Origin of the sequence: Sphingomonas sp. S2M10, assembly GCF_012650175.1 — a bacterium.
Taxonomy (GTDB): Bacteria; Pseudomonadota; Alphaproteobacteria; order Sphingomonadales; family Sphingomonadaceae; genus Sphingomonas.
On sequence record NZ_JAAILI010000055.1, the window covers coordinates 151,434 to 168,326 of the forward strand.

Below are 16,893 nucleotides of genomic sequence, written 5' to 3' on the forward strand. Positions count from 1 at the left end.
CTCGGTGAGACTCTGCCCCACCCCAAACCCCTCCCCTGAAGGGGAGGGGCTTAAGAGTGCGCTATTCGTGCGCGCCGTTGGGCTTGGGCGTCACCGCCTTGGCGTGCGCGCCGGACTTGCAGGCGCGGATCGTCTCGGGCTCCGGCCGCGAACCGCGTGCCTCGAACACGGCCATGTACCCGCCCGCCGAGGCCATGGGCCGCATCGAGACCTGGACATAGCCCACCGCCGCGAACTCGCACTTGAGCAGCGCGGGCGGCGTCCCGTGATTCTCGGTAGCGCGATCGGCATCGACCACAATCACCTGCCCGCCCGGCGCCAGCGACGGCCGCAGCCGCCACAGGAACTCGTAGGGCGATTCGATCTCGTGGTACATGTGCACCATCAGCACGCGATCGAAGCTGTTCTCGGGCAGTCGCGGGTCGGCGGGGAGCCCCAGCCGCACGCTGACATTGTCGAGCTTCTCGCGCACCACGCGCGTCGCCAGCGCGCTGATGTAATCGGGGACGATGTCCTCGGCGACCACCCGCCCCTTGGCGCCGACGCGCTGGCCGAGGCGGATCGTGTAATAGCCCTCGCCCGCGCCGATATCGGCGACGGTCATGCCGGGCTTGATGCCGGCCAGGTCCATCACCTTGGCCGCCTCGTTCAGCCGGTCCCGCTCTTCCTCGCTCGACCAGCGCGACGAGACGATCGTCGCCACCGGCCGGTCCGCCGCGGGGAAACCCGAGTTCGCCGGATCCTGGCGCTCGTTACGCGCCGCCCGCGGACTGCCGTCGCACGCCGCCAGCAGCAGCGTCACGCCGAGCAGCAGGGGCCGCGCGCGCAAGCTCAATCGACATCCTCCACCGCGACGGCCTCGCCCGTCACGCGCTGTGCTAGCGCGGCCGCCATGAAGCTGTCGAGATCGCCGTCGAGCACGTCGCTCGGCGCGGTCGAGGTCACGCCGGTGCGCAGGTCCTTCACCAGCTGATAGGGCTGAAGCACATAGGAGCGGATCTGGTGGCCCCAGCCGATATCGGTCTTGGTGGCGTTCTGCGCGTCGGCCACCGCCTCGCGCTCGGCCAGTTCGCGCTCGTACAGGCGGGCGCGGAGCTGGTTGAAGGCCTCGGCGCGGTTCTTGTGCTGCGAGCGCTGATTCTGGCACTGCACCACGATGCCGGTGGGCAAATGGGTGATGCGCACCGCCGAATCGGTGGTGTTGATGTGCTGCCCGCCCGCACCCGAGGCGCGATAGGTGTCGATGCGCAGCTCGCTCTCGTTGATCTCGATCTCGATATTGTCGTCGATCACCGGATAGACCCAGACCGAGGCGAAGCTGGTCTGGCGGCGCGCGTTCGAATCGAACGGGCTGATGCGGACCAGGCGGTGGACGCCGCTCTCGGTCTTGGCATAGCCATAGGCGTTCTCGCCCTTGAACAGCAGCGTGGCGGACTTGATCCCCGCCTGTTCGCCGGCATGATAGTCGACCAGCTCGACCTTGTAGCCGTGGCGCTCGGCCCAGCGCGTGTACATGCGCTGGAGCATTTCGGCCCAGTCGTTCGATTCGGTGCCGCCGGCGCCGGCGTTGATCTCGACATAGGTGTCGTTGGGATCGGCCTCGCCCGAAAGCAGCGCCTTGACCTTGTCGGCATCGGACCGCTCGGCGAGTGCGCGCAGACTCTCGGTGCCGTCGACCGCCATTTCCTCGTCGCCCTCGGCCTCGGCCATCTCGATCAGCTCGACGGTGTCGTTGAGCTCGCTCTCGATCGCGCGGGTGGCGCTGATCGATTCGTCGAGGCGGCGGCGCTCGCGCATCACGTCCTGCGCCTTCTTGGCGTCATTCCACAGCGTCGGATCCTCGACGCGCGCGTTCAGCTCGTCGAGGCGGCGCAGTGCGCGGTCCCAGTCGAGCGAGCGGCGGAGCAGCGCCAGCGCGCTGTTGATCTTGTCGACATATGCCTGCGCTTCAGCGCGCATGTTCCAAACCTTCCGAAGTGACCGCCGGCCGCACCACGAACGATGCGGCGAATTCATGCCATATAGGGTGCGCCGCGTGCGCTAGTAGATTCCGCCCTGTTGTTGCAAGAAGTCGCTGTCGCCCTGCCGGTCCGCCTTGCGCTGGGCGGGTGCCGTCGCGGTGGCGGCGGGCGCTTCCTCGCTGGCGGTGCGGCGGGTGCGGCGCGGGTCGGTTTCGGGGCGGAACGCCTCCCAGATCACCGGCGCCAGCGGATCCTCGGTCGGCCAGCCATATTGGACCGGGCGGCCGCTGCCGCGATCGATGCGTACCATGCGGATGCCCGGCGGCGCCGTGAAAGGCAGCGGCTCCAGCCCCTGATAGGCGGGCACCGCGAACTGCTTGAAGATCGGCGCGGCGATCGAGCCGCCCTGGGCATAGCCGCCGAGATTGGCGGGGCTGTCATAGCCGAGATAGAGGCCGCCGATCATCTGCGGGGTGCCGCCGACGAACCATACATCGGTCGGGCCGTTGGTGGTGCCGGTCTTGCCCATCATCGGGCGGTTCAGTTCGCGCAGCACCGTCGCGGTGCCGCGCTGGACCACGCCCTCGGTGATATGGACCATCTGATAGGCGACCATCGGATCGATCAGCTGGCGGGCACGGACGATCGGGCGCGGCATCGGCCTGCCGTCCCAGTCGCGCGCGTTGCAGCCCGAACAGGCGCGCCAGCCCGCCGGGAAGATCACCCGGCCGCGACGGTCCTGCACATAGTCGATCAGCGTCGGGTTGAGCGCGCGGCCGTGATTGACCAGGATCGAATAGGCGTTGACCATCCGCAGCACCGTCGTCTCGCCCGCGCCCAGCGCATAGGAGAGATAGGGCGGCAGCCGGTTCTTGGAGACGCCCAGCCGCTGGATCACGTCGACCACCTTGTCCATGCCGGTGGCGTTGGCGATCTGCACGGTCATCAGGTTGCGCGACTGTTCGATGCCCCAGCGCAGCGTGCGCGGGCCGGCGCCGCGGGCATTGCCGAAGTTGCGGAAGCATTTGTTGCCCAGCCCCGCGCCCTGCCAGACGCAGAACGGACCATCAACGACGATCGAGGCGGGCGTCATCCCGTTCTCGAGCGCGGCGGCATAGACGATCGGCTTGATCGTCGATCCCGGCTGGCGGGTCGCCTGGGTGGCGCGGTTGAACGCCTGGAGCCGCGAATCGAACCCGCCCTGCATCGCCAGCACGCGGCCGGTCGAAGGCTCCTCGACCACCATGCCGCCCGACACCTTGGGCACGCTGCGCAGGCTCCACGCGCCGCCCTCGGGCGCCACCGCAAGAATGTCGCCGACCTTGATCGCGTCGAAGGCATGGCCGCCCTTGCCGCGGATCGGCATCTGCGCGGCGCGCTCCGGCAGCGTGCCGGTCTCGCCATCGTCGAAGCCGAGCTGTGCGCTGCGCGAATCGCGCGCGATCACGACGGCGGCGCGCCAATTGTCGTAATCGACGCCGATATTCTTCGAGGCGAAGGCCGAATACCAGCCATCGCCTTCGAACTGCACCTTGCCGATCGGCCCCGACCAGCCGCGCCCGCGGTCGAAACGCAGCAGCCCGTCGCGCAAGGCACGCTGCGCATAGGCCTGGAGCCGCGGATCGAGCGAGCTGCGCACCCACAGGCCGCCGTCATAGACGCTATACGGCCCGTCCTCGCGCTTCTCGCCGAATTGCCGCGCGAGCTGGCGGCGGACTTCCTCGACGAAATAGCCCCCCACCCGTTCGAAACGCGGCGTCTGGCGCGGCACCGTGCCGAGCGGCGCGGCGACTGCCTCGGCATGCTGCGCCTGGTTGATGAAGCCGTTGCGCAGCATCTCGCCGAGCACCCAGTTGCGACGATCGAGCGCGCGCCGGGTGTTGCGGTCGGGATCGTAATTGGCCGGGCCCTTGGGCAAAATTGCCAGATAGGCCATCTGCGCCAGGCTCAATTTGTCGAGCGGCTTGCCGAAATAGGCTTCGCTCGCCGCCGCCACGCCGCCCGCATTGCGCCCCAGCTCGATGGAATTGAGGTACAATTCCATGATCTGCTGCTTGGACAGCGTGTCCTCGATCCGCCAGGCGAGGATCGCTTCCTTGAGCTTGCGGGTATAGCTCGCCTCGTTGCCGACCGCGAGATTCTTGGCGACCTGCTGGGTGATGGTGGAGGTGCCGCGCGGCGTCTTGCCACGGATAATGCCCTCGCCCGCCGCGCGCACCAGCCCGGGGAAATCGAGCCCGTGGTGCGAGAAGAAGGTGCGGTCCTCGGCCGCCATATAGGCGCGCACCAGCAGCGGCGGAAACTCGTTGTAGCTCAGCTGCACGCGCCGCATCTGCGCATAAGCATGGATCGGCGTGCCGTCGGCCGAGCGGACATAGCTGGGCAGCTGCGGCTCATAGGTCCGCAGCTTGTTGACCGAGGGCAGATCGCGCGCGACGAGCAGCCAGACGGCGAACACCCCCAATCCGGCGAGCAGCGCCAGGATCGCGAGCGCGCGGAACCACCAGCGCCGCCGCAGCCGCGCCCAGCGGCCGGGCGTGCGTTCGATACGGATGGTTGGGGGAGTGTCGCCGTCGGCCATGCGGCGCGCGGTGTAGCAGCTTTTAGAGCGGAAGAAAGGGAGCCGCGCCCGCGCCTTGCCCCGGCTCAGCGGGTGGCGAGGAAGATTTCGGTCGCCCGGCGTACCGCTGCGGCGAGCCGTGCTTGGCCCGCGGGCGAGGCGAGCGCCTGCGCATCCTCGGCATTGGAGACATAGCCGAGCTCGAACAGCACCGAGGGCATGTCGGGCGCCTTGAGCACCATCAGCGCCGCCATCCGCCGCGGCCGCGCGTGCAGCCGCAAGGCCGGGGCGACCTCGCGGGCGAGCAGGTCGGCATAGCGCGCGGAGACCGCCATGGTGCGGCGCTGGGCAAGATCGATCAGCAGCGAGGCGACGTCCGCCCGCTCGCTGCCCAGATCGACCTCGGCAAGCAGGTCGGCGCGATTCTCCCGCGCCGCCATCCGCGCCGCCTCCTTGTCCGAAGCGATTTCGGACAGGGTGTAGAGCGTACCGCCCGATGCCAGCGGATCGGCCGCGCTGTCGCAATGGAGCGACAGGAACAGTGCCGCGCCCAGCCGCCGGCCAATATCGCTGCGCTGCTGCAGCGGCACGAACGAATCCGCGTCGCGCGTCATCGCCACCCGCACCCGGCCCGAGGCGAGCAGCGCGTCGCGGATCGCGCGGGCGGCGGCGAGCGTGAGGCTCTTTTCCGTCACCCCGTCCAGGCCGGGCGCGCCGGGGTCGCGTCCGCCATGGCCAGGGTCGAGCACGATCAGCGGGGCGTCTGGAGGCCCCTGGACGGCCGGCAGCGGCGGACCGCCTGCTGCCGGCACGGGTGCGGGCATCGCGAGGCTGACACTGTAGCCCGGTGTCCGGATGGCGAAGCGGAGCCCCTGTTCCTGGGCCGCCGGGTTCGGCGAAACGACGAGCGCCCCCTCCGCGACGCGGACATGCTCGGCCAGGCCGACCCATCCGGGCACGCCGGTCAGCCACCCGGCAAGCAGAACCAAGATCCACGACACCGCGCCGCTATGCCGCGCGCTTCGCCCCATGGTCCAGCCCGGATTCGCTCGCTCCGCTTGGTTAACCGCCCGCTAAGTCCCATGTGATAGAGGCGCGGATCGAAATCCGCGGAAATGCTTTGTGCCGCCGGGGAATAAAACTTGCCCGCTCGCCCGCGGTTGCCGCAACGACATCGCGGTGCTAGGCAGGTTACGCTTCCGGCACTGCGCCGGATAAGGCCCGCGACGCTTCTTTTGTCGCGACAGTTCAGGTTGACGTTCGCATGAGGCAATTTCCCCACCGTCCGCATCGCCAGGCCCTCGCGGCCGGCAGCGTGGCGATGGTGGAGCAAGGGGACCGCTGGTCCGCTCGTGCCCGTGCAGCAACAGCAGTTTTTGAAACCCGCGCCACCCGGATCGGCCTCGCCGATCGCCTGGGGCGCTTCTTGTATCGCGCGCTCGCGCCCCATTCCCTCGAGGAACTGTGCCGGCGCGCCCGGAGAATCATAAATGACCATGCGTATGCTGATCGACGCACGCCACCGGGAAGAAACCCGCGTGGCCGTCGTCAAAGGGAATCGAATCGAGGAATTTGACTTCGAGTCCGCCGAGCGCAAGCAGCTCAAGGGCAATATCTATCTCGCGAAGGTGACCCGGGTCGAGCCGTCGCTGCAGGCGGCCTTCGTCGATTATGGCGGCAACCGCCACGGCTTTCTCGCCTTCTCGGAAATCCATCCCGACTATTACCAGATCCCCAAGGAAGATCGCGAAGCCCTGCTGCGCGAGGAGGCCGAGCATGCCGCGCAGGAAGCCGCGCTGCGCGAGGCCGATGGGGACGAGGACGACGATCACCACGATCACGACCACGACGACCATGAAGACGGCGTCGAGATGGTCGAGCGCGCGCATGACGACGAGGAAGCCGCGGAAGGCGAGGACGCTCCGCAGGGCGGCCGCCGCCGTCGCGGTCGTGGCGGCAATGGCGACGAGGCCGAGGCGCTGCGCCAGCGCCGCATGAACCTGCGCCGCCGCTACAAGATCCAGGACGTGATCCGTAGGCGTCAGGTGCTGCTGGTCCAGGTCGTCAAGGAAGAGCGCGGCAACAAGGGCGCGGCGCTGACCACCTATCTCAGCCTCGCCGGCCGCTACTGCGTGCTGATGCCGAACACCGCCCATGGCGGCGGCATCTCGCGCAAGATCAACTCGGCCGCCGATCGCAAGCGCCTCAAGGCGATCATGGCGGACCTCAAGCTGCCCGCCTCGATGGGCTGCATCGTCCGCACCGCCGGCCTCCAGCGCACCAAGACCGAGATCAAGCGCGACTTCGACTATCTCGCCCGGCTGTGGGACGAGATTCGCGAGAAGACGCTCACCTCCTCGGCGCCCGCGCTGGTCTATGGCGACAGCGACCTGATGAAGCGCGCGATCCGCGACATCTATAATCGCGACATCGACGAGGTGATCGTCGAGGGCGAGGAAGGCTATCGACAGGCCAAGGACTTCATGAAGCTCCTGATGCCGAGCCATGCCCGCAAGGTGCGCCAATATGCCGATGCGGTGCCGCTGTTCCAGCGCGCCGGCGTCGAGGAGCAGCTGTCGGCGATGTACCACCCGGTGGTGCAGCTGAAGTCCGGCGGCTACCTCGTGATCAACCCGACCGAGGCGCTGGTCTCGATCGACATCAACTCGGGCCGCTCGACGCGCGAGCACAATATCGAGCAGACCGCGACCGCGACCAACCTCGAAGCCGCCCAGGAAATCGCCCGCCAGCTCCGCCTGCGCGACATGGCGGGCCTGGTCGTGATCGACTTCATCGACATGGATCATTCGTCCAACGTCCGTAAGGTCGAGAAGGCGATGAAGGAGGCGCTGAAGAACGATCGCGCTCGCATCCAGGTTGGCCGCATCTCGCCCTTCGGCCTGATGGAGATGAGCCGCCAGCGCCTGCGCACCGGCGTGCTGGAGGCCTCCACCCGCACCTGCCCGCATTGCGAGGGCACCGGCCTGGTCCGCACCGCCTCGTCGGCCGGCCTGTCGGCGCTGCGCATGATCGAGGACGAGGCCGCCCGCGGCCGCGGTTCGGAAATCCTGCTGCGCGCCAGCCAGGAAGCGGCCTTCTACGTGCTCAACAAGAAGCGCAGCGAGCTGGCCGAGATCGAGGATCGCTACGGCGTGCTCGTCGAGGTCGAGGCGGACGGCGAGCTGGAAGGCGCGCGCATGACCGTCGAGGCCTCGGGCCCGCCGCCGGCCTATGCGCCCAAGATCGAGCCGCTGCTCGAGGAGCCGGAAGAAGACTTCGTCGAGGAGATCGAGGAAGAGGAAGAAGAGCTCGAAGCCGAGGCCGAAGCCGAAGCCGCCGAGCCGCGCGAACGGGGCGAGCGCCCTGAGCGTGGCGAGCGGGACGGCGAAGGACGTGGCAAGCGCCGCCGCCGTCGCCGTGGCCGTGGCCGTCGTCGCGAGGGAGGCGAGTCCGGTCAGGACGAGCAGAGCGAGACCGACGGCATGGAGTCCGAGGCCGATGCGGATGTCGAGCCCCAGGAGGCCGAGGTCGAGGCTGCGGGCGAGACCGAGGAAACCGCGGCCCAGCATGAGGAAGGCGAACGCAATCGCAAGCGCCGCCGTCGCGGCCGTCGTGGCGGCCGTCGCGGTGCGGGCGAAGAGGGTACCGAGCAGGCAGCCGAGGACGGCGACGCCCCGGCGCAGGCCGAAGCCGAGGTTGACGCCGAAGCGCCGGTCGCCGCTCCCGAGCCCGTCGCCGAGACGGCGCCGGCGCCGGTAGAGGCCGAGGTGGAAGCCCCGGCCAAGCCGAAGCGCACCCGCCGCAAGAAGGCAGATGTCGAGGCGGAAGCCGCAGCCGCGGCCGTCGAGGCGCCCGCCGAGGAAGCACCGGCCAAGCCGAAGCGCACGCGCCGCAAGAAGGCAGACGTCGAGGCGGAAGCCGCTGCCCCTGTCGTTGCGGCGCCCGCCGAGGAAGCTCCGGCCAAGCCGAAGCGCACGCGTCGCAAGAAGACGGACACGGTCGCCGAGGCAGCGCCCGAGGCTCCGGCCATCGAAGCGCCCGCCGCGCAGGACGCGACGCCCGACGCCACGGAGGCGCCGGCCGCCGAGGACGCCGCGACCGAGGAAGGCCAGCCCCGCCGCGGCTGGTGGCAGCGCACCTTCGGCGCCTGAGGAAGATACCCGGCGCGGCTGCCTGTGCCGCGCCGGGGCTTTCAGTGTAGGTTCAGGGCCTTGTTGCCAGGGCGGCCCTTCAGACGAGTCCCCGGGAGTATCGATCATGGCGCGCATCCACCGATTGGCCACGCTGCTCGCGATGCTGTGCCTCGCCGCGTTCGCCTCGCGCCCGGCGATCGCGCAATCGGTGCTCCGCGACGCCGAAACCGAAGCGCTGCTGGCGGACATGGCCAAGCCGCTGTTCACCGCCGCCGGACTCAACCCGGCCAATGGCAAGGTGGTGCTGATCGGTGATCCGTCGATCAACGCCTTTGTGGCGGGCGGGCAGATCGTCTACGTCAATGCAGGGCTGATCGACGCGGCGGATACCGCCAACCAGGTGCAGGGCGTCATCGCCCATGAAATCGGCCATATCGTCGGCGGCCATGCTGTGTTCCAGCGCGACGGCGGCTATGGCAATATCTCGATCCTCAGCCTGCTGCTCGGCGCGGCGGCGATGGCGGCGGGCTCGGCCGAGGCCGGCACCGGCATCCTCATGGCCGGCCAGCGTGCCGCAATCGGCAAATATCTCGCCTATAGCCGCGTGCAGGAATCCTCGGCCGATGCCGCCGGCGTGCGCTTCCTCAACAGCGCGGGCATTTCGGGCAAGGGCATGCTCGGCTTCTTCGAGAAGCTGACGCAGGAGATGCACCGCTATGGCTATTACGCCACCGATCCCGAGGTCGACCCCTTCGCGCAGACCCACCCGATGTCGCAGGATCGCGTCCAGACGCTGAAGGCGGATCTCGAAGGGTCGCCCAACTGGAGCAAGCCGCTCGATACCGATCTCGAGCGCCGCTTCAAGCGCGTTCAGGCCAAGCTGCGCGGCTATACCAACGATCCCAAGAAGACGTTGCGGATCTATCCGCAGAGCGACCAGTCGGCGCCGGCGCATTATGCGCGCGCCTATGCCTATCACCAGTCGGGCTATCCGGAGCAGGCGGCGGCCGAAACGGCGGCTTTGGTCAAGCTGGCGCCCAACGACCCCTATTTCCTCGAGCTGCAGGGCCAGATCCTGCTCGAATCCGGCCAGCCCCAGGCGGCGCTCGATCCGCTGCGCAAGGCGACGCAGCTCTCGAACAATTCCCCGCTGATCGCGAGCACCTTCGGCCATGCGCTGGTCGCGACCGAGGACAAGGCAAATCTGAAGGAAGCCGAGCGCGTGTTGCGCGAGTCGCTCACGCGCGATCGGGACAATCCCTTCGCCTGGATCAACCTCGGCACCGTCTATGACCGCGAGGGCGACGAGCCGCGCACCGCGCTCGCCACCGCCGAGCGCGCCAACCTGATCGGCGATGCCCGCACCGCGATGGTCAGCGCGCGCCGTGCGATGGGCGGCCTGACGCAGGGCTCGCCCGAATGGATCCGCGCACAGGACATCGCCATGGTTTCGGAACAGGCGATGAAGGACGACAAGCGCAACAAGGGACGCAATCTCCAGCAATGAACCGCTCGAAGCTCTTCCTGGGCGGCACGCTGCTCCTCGCTGCGATCCTGGGTGGCCTTGTCGTGCTCGCCGCGCAGGCGCTGCTGCCGGGGATCGGTGGCAACAAGGCGCAGGTGGAGCGCATCGTCCAAGCCTATCTGCTCGAGAACCCGTCGATTCTGCGCGACATGATGGAACGGCTTCAGCAGCAGGATAACGAGCAGGCCCAAAAGGCGCAGGATGGTGCGCAGGCTGCCGTCCCCGCCGCCCTGCCCGCGCTCACCACGCCGTTCGCCAGTGCCTGGGCAGGCAATCCCGACGGCGACGTCACCGTAACCGTGTTCATGGACTATGCCTGCGGCTATTGCCGCGCGAGTCTGCCGGGCCTTGCCGAGCTGGTCGCCAAGGATCCGAACGTCCGCATCGTTTACCGCGAATACCCGGTGCTGGGCGAGGCGAGCGTCATCGCTGCCCGCTTCGCGCTTGCCGCCGCCCAGCAGGGCAAGTTCCGCGCCTTCCACGACGCGCTGTTCGCCAGCGGCAGCCCCAGCAACGCGACGATCGGCGATGCGCTGGCCAAGGCAGGACTCGATCCAGCAGCGACCCAGAAGCTGGCCAACAGCGACACGGTCGCCAAGGAGATCAACGCCAACCACCAGTTGGGCGCCAAGCTGGCGATGAACGGCACGCCCGCCTGGGTGGTGGGCAAGCAGATCCTCTATGGCGCGCGCGATTACCAGGCGCTGGCCGACGCCGTGGCGATCGCGCGGAAGGCGAACTAGGCCCGCACCTAAAGCTGAAAGCGTATCCTCCCTCGCCAGGGCAGGGCAATCGCATCAACCACAGTATTTCGTCATCCCCGCGAAGGCGGGGATCCATTGGCGCTGATGCCGAAGTTCCTTACCCGAGCGCTCAGCGCAATGGATTCCCGCCTTCGCGGGAATGACGATGGTTCTTTTGAAGGTGCAGACCCTTAGCTTAGATGCGATAGCCCTCCGCGCCAGTGGGAGAAACGCTTCGAACGAAAGCCATTGGCCCAACACCTTGCCGCAGGATGAACGCCACCCTAGCTAACGGGCTCCTTCCGGCCGGGGCCATCATCACCCATGCAACCCATCCTGTCGCTACGCCAGGTCTCCAAGACCTACGCGTCGGGCCATACCGCGCTCGACCATGTCGATCTCGACATCCAAAAGGGCGAGATCTTCGCCCTGCTCGGGCCGAACGGCGCGGGCAAGACCACGCTCATCTCCATCATCTGCGGCATCGTCACCCCCAGCACCGGCACCATCCTGGTCGACGGGCACGATGCGATCCGCCAGCCGCGCGCGGCGCGCTCCAAGATCGGCCTGGTGCCGCAGGAAATCGCGGTCGACATGTTCTCGCGCGTCGGCTCGGCCGCCCGCTATTCGCGCGGGCTGTTCGGCAAGGCGCCGGACAACGCCTATTGCGACCAGCTCCTCAAGGACCTGTCGCTGTGGGACAAGCGCAACGCCAAGATCATGGAGCTCTCGGGCGGCATGAAGCGCCGGGTGATGATCGCCAAGGCGCTGAGCCACGAGCCCGACATCCTGTTCCTCGACGAGCCGACCGCCGGCGTCGACGTCGAGCTGCGCCGCGACATGTGGAAGCTGATCGGCCGCCTGCGCGACCGCGGCACCACCATCATCCTGACCACCCACTATATCGAAGAGGCCGAGGAAATGGCCGACCGGGTGGGCGTGATCAACAAGGGGCACTTGCTGCTGGTCGAGGAAAAGACCGCGCTGATGAAGAAGCTCGGCAAGCGCGAGCTGGACCTCAGTCTGGTCGAGCCGCTCGCCGCCATCCCCGCCGAGCTCGGCGAATGGCAGCTCAGCCTCGCGGACGAGGGCCACAAGCTGCGCTATACCTTCGACGCGCAGGCCGAGCGCACCGGCATCCCGTCGCTGCTGCGCAAGCTGCACGACCTGAACATCGCCTTCAAGGATCTCGACACCTCCAAGTCGAGCCTGGAGGACATCTTCGTCGACCTGGTGGGGGCGCAGGCATGAACGGCATCAACTTTCCCGGCATCTGGGCGATCTACAAGTTCGAGATGGCCCGCACGATCCGCACGCTGTGGCAGTCGATCGCGACCCCGGTGATCACCACCTCGCTCTATTTCGTCGTGTTCGGCGGCGCGATCGGCAGCCGGATCGATGCGATCCACGGGGTCAATTACGGCAGCTTCCTGGTGCCGGGCCTGATCATGCTGTCGCTGCTGATGCAGAGCATCGCCAATGCCTCGATCGGCATCTACTTCCCCAAGTTCACCGGCACGGTGTTCGAGCTGCTCTCGGCGCCGATCTCGGCTCTCGAGCTGGTGGTGGGGTTCGTGGGGGCTGCTGCGACCAAGTCGGTGGTGATCGGACTGATCATTCTGGCAACCTCGGCGCTGTTCGTGCCGCTGCGGGTGGACCATCCCGCCGCGATGCTCGCCTTCCTGGTGCTGACGGCCGTGACCTTCAGCATGTTCGGCTTCATCATCGGCATCTGGGCGAAGAGCTTCGAGCAGCTCAACATCGTGCCCTCGCTGCTGGTGACGCCGCTCACCTTCCTCGGCGGCGCCTTCTACTCGATCGACATGCTGCCCGAGCCCTGGCACACGGTGAGCCTGTTCAACCCGGTGGTGTATCTGGTGAGCGGCTTCCGCTGGAGCTTCTTCGGGCACGGCGATGTCGACATCGCCTGGAGCCTTGGGTTCACCGGTGTATTCCTGCTGCTGTGCCTGGGGCTGATCGTGTGGATCTTCCGCACCGGCTACCGACTGAAGAATTAGAAGTTCTTAGCCCCTCCCCTTCAGGGGAGGGGTTGGGGTGGGGCAGTGTCTCACCGAGACCACCCTAGGTTCTGGAATCCCTCCACCCCAACCCCTCCTCCCAGGAGGAGGGGCTTAAGTACAGCCTACTTCACCACCGGCAGCGTCACCGCGGAGCCCGCACACACCCGCTGCGTCGCCTTGCGATAGTCCTCGGGCTTGGCCTTGTAGATGTTGGGCACGAAGGTCTGCGGGTTGCGGTCGATCACCGGGAACCAGCTCGACTGGACCTGCACCATGATGCGGTGGCCCTTCTTGAACACATGGTCGTGGTCGCGCAGCGGGAAGTCCCAGGCGGTCACCTGATCCGGCACCAGCGGCGTCGCCTGCTCGAAGCTCTTGAGGTAGCGGCCGCGGCGAATCTCCATCGCGATCGGCAGCTCATAGCCGTTGAGCCCCTTGGCATAGGTGCCCAGCGCGGTCGGTGCCTTCTCGTAGTTTTCGGGGAACACGTCGATCAGCTTGACGACGAAGTCGCTGTCGGTGCCGCTGGTCGAGGCCATCAGCTTGGCGGTGACCGCGCCGGTGACGGTCAGGTCGCTCTCCAGCGGCGCGGAGACATAGCTGAGCACATCGGGCCGGTCGTCGACGAAGCGCTGGTCCTCGGCTTCCCACCAGCGCCAGTCGGGCGTGGCATAGGTGGCGGACATCGGCCGCGGCCGGAACGGCACCGGCCGCGCCGGATCGCTGACATAGTCCCGGCAGCCCTCACCCGCCGCCGGCGCGGTGAAGCCGAGCGAACCGTCGGCATGCAGATAGAGGCTGGTCGCCTGCGCATTGGCGAGCGGATAGGTCTGGTACGTCTTCCACTGCCACGAGCCCGACTGGAAGCTCTTCAGCGCGAAGTCGGGCCTGGTGCCCGTGCCGTGCAGCCAATAGGCGAAGAACGGCGCCTCGATCTGCTCCACGAATTGCGTGCCGCTGTCGACGCCGAACGCGATGCGGCCGAGGCTGTTCGCCGGCGTGTGCCAGGTGCCGTGCGCCCAGGGGCCGGCGACCATCAGCGCGAGCTTGTCCGGATCATTGGCGCGCTGCTTTTCCCAGATCTTCCAGCTGCCCCAGGGATCCTCCTGGTCCCAATAGCCCGCGACGTTGAGCGTTGGCACGGTCGTCTTGCCGAGCGCGTTCGACCAGACCTGATTCTTCCAGTGATCGTCATAATCGGGATGCTCGATCATTTCGCGGAAGCGCGGCACCCGGCCCTTGAAATATTTCTTCTCAATCTCGTCGGGCGAGCCGGCGTGGAGGAACCAGTCGTACGTGTCGTAGCGATCATACAGGTCGATGCCGGCATTGGTCTTGTCGGCCTGGAGGCTGTTCACCCAGTCGCTGGCATAGGTGAGCCGCATCGCGCCCCAGCGGTGGAGATCGTCGTTCTTCCAATAGTCGATCCACGCCGCCTGCGGGCTGGTCGCCTTGAGCGCGGGATGCGGCTTGGCGAGCGCAATGGCAGCGGTGAAGCCGGGGTACGAGACGCCCCACATGCCGACCTTGCCGTTGTTGGGCTTTACGTTCTTCACCAACCAGTCGATCGAATCATAGGCATCCGTCGCCTCGTCGGTCACGCCCTTGCCTGTCTTAACTTCGGTCGAGAGCGTGAACGGACCGCCCTCGGACTTGAAGCGGCCGCGCATGTCCTGGAACACGAAGATATAGCCGTCGCGCACCAGCGGCGCCCAGCTGTTCGGCACGCGCCCCGGTGCGGCGTCGGGCGCACCATAGGGTGTGCGCTGGAAGAGGATCGGCAGCGGGCCGGTGGCGCCCTTGGGCCGCAGGATGACGGTGTGGAGCTTCACCCCGTCGCGCATCGGGATCATCGCCTCTTCGAAAGTGAAGGGCGCCTCGGTCGCGGTGGGTGCGGCTTGCGGCGGCGCGGCGGCCGCGAGAGGGGCAGCAAGCGCCGCAAGTGCTACCGTAACCAGCCAGTGCCGCATGTTCGTCGATCCCCCAGAAAGCGAGGGTGACTTGGTGCGACAATACGCCGCCGGGATCAAGCCGGCGGCGTTCGGTCGGGATCAGTCGATGCGGTGCTCGCCCTTTACCCAGCGCACCGTACCCGAGCTGGCGCGCATCACCACGCTCTCGGTGGTCATCTTGCCCTTCACCCGCTTGACGCCGGCGAGCAGCGAGCCGTCGGTCACGCCGGTCGCAGCGAAAATGCAATCGCCCTTGGCGAGCTCGTCGAGCGAGTAGATCTTGTCGAGATCCTCGATGCCCCATTTGCGGGCGCGCGCGCGCTCGTCCTCGTTGCGAAACACCAGCCGGCCCTGGAACTGGCCACCGACGCAGCGCAACGCCGCGCAGGCCAGCACGCCCTCGGGCGCACCGCCCTGGCCCATATACACATCGATCGTCGTGTCCGGATCGCTGGTCGCGATCACGCCGGCCACGTCGCCGTCCGGGATCAGCATGATGCCGCAGCCGATCTCGCGCAGCTCGGCGATCAGCTTCTCGTGGCGGGTGCGATCCAGCACACAGGCGATGATCTCGCTGGGCTGCACGCCCTTGGCGGCCGCGATCGCCTGGATGTTCTCGGTCGGGGTCTTGTTGAGGTCGATCACACCCTGCGGATAGCCCGGGCCGACCGCGATCTTGTCCATATACACGTCGGGCGCGTTGAGCAGGCAGCCTTCCTCGGCCACCGCCAGCACCGCCAGCGCGTTGGGGCCGGCCTTGGCGGTGATCGTGGTGCCTTCCAGCGGATCGAGCGCGATATCGATCTTCGGTCCCTTGCCGATCGCGGAGCCGACCTTTTCGCCGATAAAGAGCATCGGCGCCTCGTCGCGCTCGCCTTCACCGATCACCACGGTGCCGTCCATGTAGAGCTGGTTGAGCGCCTCGCGCATCGCTTCCACCGCGGCATGGTCGGCGGCTTTCTCGTCGCCCCGGCCGATCAGGCTGGAGGCGGCGATCGCAGCGGCTTCGGTGACGCGCACCATTTCGAGAACGAGGACTCGGTCGAGAACATGGCTTGCGTTCGGCATCGGTTCGGTGATCCCCTGTTCGATTTGTGCGATGCGATAGGGGGCGCTTCCCGCGCTGTCGAGCAGTGCTAACGTTGTCAGCGAAAAGGGCCCAAGTCCTTTAGTGATTTCGGCACCAATTTGCGATATCATTGCGCCAGTTGGTGGAGATGCGACACCATGTTGCTGGCGATGCTCCTGATGGCTCAACAAAGTGCGGTTGCCACCGTGCTGGCGGACTATCGTACGCGCACCCAGGCGGAGATTCCGTGCCGCGCCTCGACGGATCCGAGCGAGATCATCGTATGTTCCCGCCGCGACGCCGATCGCTACCGGGTTCCGTTCGTCGCGCCGAACCTCGGGCGGGACTCTGATGCCGCCCGGCTCAACCGGTTGATTGGTGACCCCGTGCAGCAGGGGATCACTCCCTGCGGCAAGGGCGCGTTTACCGTCAAATGCGGCAAGGTTGGCATCACCGCGACGATGGGCTTGGACGGCGAGGTGAAACTGCAGCAGCGGGAGCTTGCTCCATGAGCGCGATGAAAGGCCTGCATGGCTGCGCAACCAGCCGCATATCGACGCGTTGCTTCCGCGGGACACGACAGGAGGGCATATGTTGTTGATCGCACTGGCGCTCCAGAGCGCTAGCCTGGCCGGCGCCGTGAGCGCCGCGGAGACGGCACGTCCGCGCGTGACGCGCGCCACGCTCAAGCGCTCGGCACGGCCCACCGGCGATCTCTCTCCGCTGATCAGCGCCTGCGACGTCGAACGCGACTGCGGCACGCGCAACGCACGAAGCCGATTCCGACTGACCGGCGCGAGCGAGCCGCTGATCGATCGCAGGCTGGAGATGCTCCGGGCCGCGCAGGGCCCGAGTTGCAACCGCACCGGCATGCCGGTGTGCCCGGGAAGCGGCCGCCGGCTGCTCCGGCTGAGCTACTGACCCCGCCG

Annotated in this window: 13 protein-coding genes; 7 read left to right on the top strand and 6 right to left on the bottom strand. The window is 67.4% G+C overall.

What is annotated here, in order from left to right; genetic code table 11:
* Positions 1-61: 61 nt before the first annotated feature.
* The 4 genes from S2M10_RS13485 to S2M10_RS13500 form a co-directional block, all read right to left on the bottom strand.
* Positions 62-829 carry a methyltransferase domain-containing protein gene (locus S2M10_RS13485; protein ID WP_168846511.1) on the bottom strand — a complete coding sequence of 256 codons (768 nt, stop codon included), beginning with the start codon at positions 827-829 and terminating at the stop codon, positions 62-64.
* Between the two features lie 2 nt (positions 830-831).
* Positions 832-1,959 (bottom strand): peptide chain release factor 2, encoded by a 1,128-nt coding sequence (gene prfB / locus S2M10_RS13490; RefSeq protein ID WP_168846512.1) that lies wholly within the window; start codon positions 1,957-1,959, stop codon positions 832-834.
* A gap of 81 nt (positions 1,960-2,040) precedes the next feature.
* Entirely contained in the window at positions 2,041-4,542 is a 2,502-nt protein-coding gene (locus S2M10_RS13495; RefSeq protein WP_168846513.1) for a transglycosylase domain-containing protein, read from the bottom strand.
* Between the two features lie 65 nt (positions 4,543-4,607).
* Positions 4,608-5,522 (bottom strand): N-acetylmuramoyl-L-alanine amidase, encoded by a 915-nt coding sequence (locus tag S2M10_RS13500; protein ID WP_348770599.1) that lies wholly within the window; start codon positions 5,520-5,522, stop codon positions 4,608-4,610.
* A gap of 489 nt (positions 5,523-6,011) precedes the next feature.
* Here S2M10_RS13500 and S2M10_RS13505 point away from each other — a divergent pair, with 489 nt between their 5' ends.
* The 5 genes from S2M10_RS13505 to S2M10_RS13525 all read left to right on the top strand — a co-directional run bounded on the left by S2M10_RS13505 (position 6,012) and on the right by S2M10_RS13525 (position 12,940).
* The gene (locus S2M10_RS13505; protein ID WP_247650804.1) at positions 6,012-8,672 is read left to right on the top strand and encodes a ribonuclease E/G; all 2,661 of its coding nucleotides are present in this window, start codon (positions 6,012-6,014) and stop codon (positions 8,670-8,672) included.
* Between the two features lie 106 nt (positions 8,673-8,778).
* A complete protein-coding gene (locus S2M10_RS13510; RefSeq protein WP_168846514.1) occupies positions 8,779-10,161 on the top strand; it encodes a M48 family metalloprotease in 1,383 nt (460 codons plus the stop codon).
* Positions 10,158-10,922 carry a DsbA family protein gene (locus S2M10_RS13515; RefSeq protein WP_168846515.1) on the top strand — a complete coding sequence of 255 codons (765 nt, stop codon included), beginning with the start codon at positions 10,158-10,160 and terminating at the stop codon, positions 10,920-10,922. The genes S2M10_RS13510 and S2M10_RS13515 overlap by 4 nt, the downstream gene beginning before the upstream one ends.
* A 324-nt stretch (positions 10,923-11,246) precedes the next feature.
* Complete coding sequence (locus S2M10_RS13520; protein ID WP_168846516.1) at positions 11,247-12,173, top strand: ABC transporter ATP-binding protein; 927 nt, start codon at positions 11,247-11,249, stop codon at positions 12,171-12,173.
* Complete coding sequence (locus S2M10_RS13525) at positions 12,170-12,940, top strand: ABC transporter permease (protein WP_168846517.1); 771 nt, start codon at positions 12,170-12,172, stop codon at positions 12,938-12,940. The genes S2M10_RS13520 and S2M10_RS13525 overlap by 4 nt, the downstream gene beginning before the upstream one ends.
* A 125-nt stretch (positions 12,941-13,065) precedes the next feature.
* Here S2M10_RS13525 and S2M10_RS13530 read toward each other — a convergent pair whose 3' ends face one another.
* The gene (locus S2M10_RS13530; protein WP_168846518.1) at positions 13,066-14,913 is read right to left on the bottom strand and encodes a CocE/NonD family hydrolase; all 1,848 of its coding nucleotides are present in this window, start codon (positions 14,911-14,913) and stop codon (positions 13,066-13,068) included.
* A gap of 81 nt (positions 14,914-14,994) precedes the next feature.
* Positions 14,995-15,963 (bottom strand): class II fructose-bisphosphatase, encoded by a 969-nt coding sequence (glpX, locus tag S2M10_RS13535; protein ID WP_168846519.1) that lies wholly within the window; start codon positions 15,961-15,963, stop codon positions 14,995-14,997.
* A 159-nt stretch (positions 15,964-16,122) separates the two neighbouring features.
* On the opposite strand from glpX, the gene S2M10_RS13540 reads away from it, so the two are divergent.
* Positions 16,123-16,476 (top strand): hypothetical protein, encoded by a 354-nt coding sequence (locus S2M10_RS13540; RefSeq protein ID WP_168846520.1) that lies wholly within the window; start codon positions 16,123-16,125, stop codon positions 16,474-16,476.
* 79 nt (positions 16,477-16,555) lie between these two features.
* Positions 16,556-16,885 carry a hypothetical protein gene (locus tag S2M10_RS13545; protein WP_168846521.1) on the top strand — a complete coding sequence of 110 codons (330 nt, stop codon included), beginning with the start codon at positions 16,556-16,558 and terminating at the stop codon, positions 16,883-16,885.
* The last annotated feature ends 8 nt before the right edge of the window (positions 16,886-16,893 follow it).

Bases quoted from the DNA above. Each gene is read 5' to 3' on its own strand.
- prfB (WP_168846512.1), bottom strand. From the start codon at position 1,959: ATGCGCGCTGAAGCGCAGGCATATGTCGACAAGATCAACAGCGCGCTG.
- S2M10_RS13515 (WP_168846515.1), top strand. From the start codon at position 10,158: ATGAACCGCTCGAAGCTCTTCCTGGGCGGCACGCTGCTCCTCGCTGCG.
- S2M10_RS13510 (WP_168846514.1), top strand. From the start codon at position 8,779: ATGGCGCGCATCCACCGATTGGCCACGCTGCTCGCGATGCTGTGCCTC.
- S2M10_RS13540 (WP_168846520.1), top strand. From the start codon at position 16,123: ATGTTGCTGGCGATGCTCCTGATGGCTCAACAAAGTGCGGTTGCCACC.
- S2M10_RS13530 (WP_168846518.1), bottom strand. From the start codon at position 14,913: ATGCGGCACTGGCTGGTTACGGTAGCACTTGCGGCGCTTGCTGCCCCT.
- S2M10_RS13545 (WP_168846521.1), top strand. From the start codon at position 16,556: ATGTTGTTGATCGCACTGGCGCTCCAGAGCGCTAGCCTGGCCGGCGCC.
- S2M10_RS13495 (WP_168846513.1), bottom strand. From the start codon at position 4,542: ATGGCCGACGGCGACACTCCCCCAACCATCCGTATCGAACGCACGCCC.
- glpX (WP_168846519.1), bottom strand. From the start codon at position 15,963: ATGCCGAACGCAAGCCATGTTCTCGACCGAGTCCTCGTTCTCGAAATG.
- S2M10_RS13505 (WP_247650804.1), top strand. From the start codon at position 6,012: ATGACCATGCGTATGCTGATCGACGCACGCCACCGGGAAGAAACCCGC.
- S2M10_RS13520 (WP_168846516.1), top strand. From the start codon at position 11,247: ATGCAACCCATCCTGTCGCTACGCCAGGTCTCCAAGACCTACGCGTCG.
- S2M10_RS13525 (WP_168846517.1), top strand. From the start codon at position 12,170: ATGAACGGCATCAACTTTCCCGGCATCTGGGCGATCTACAAGTTCGAG.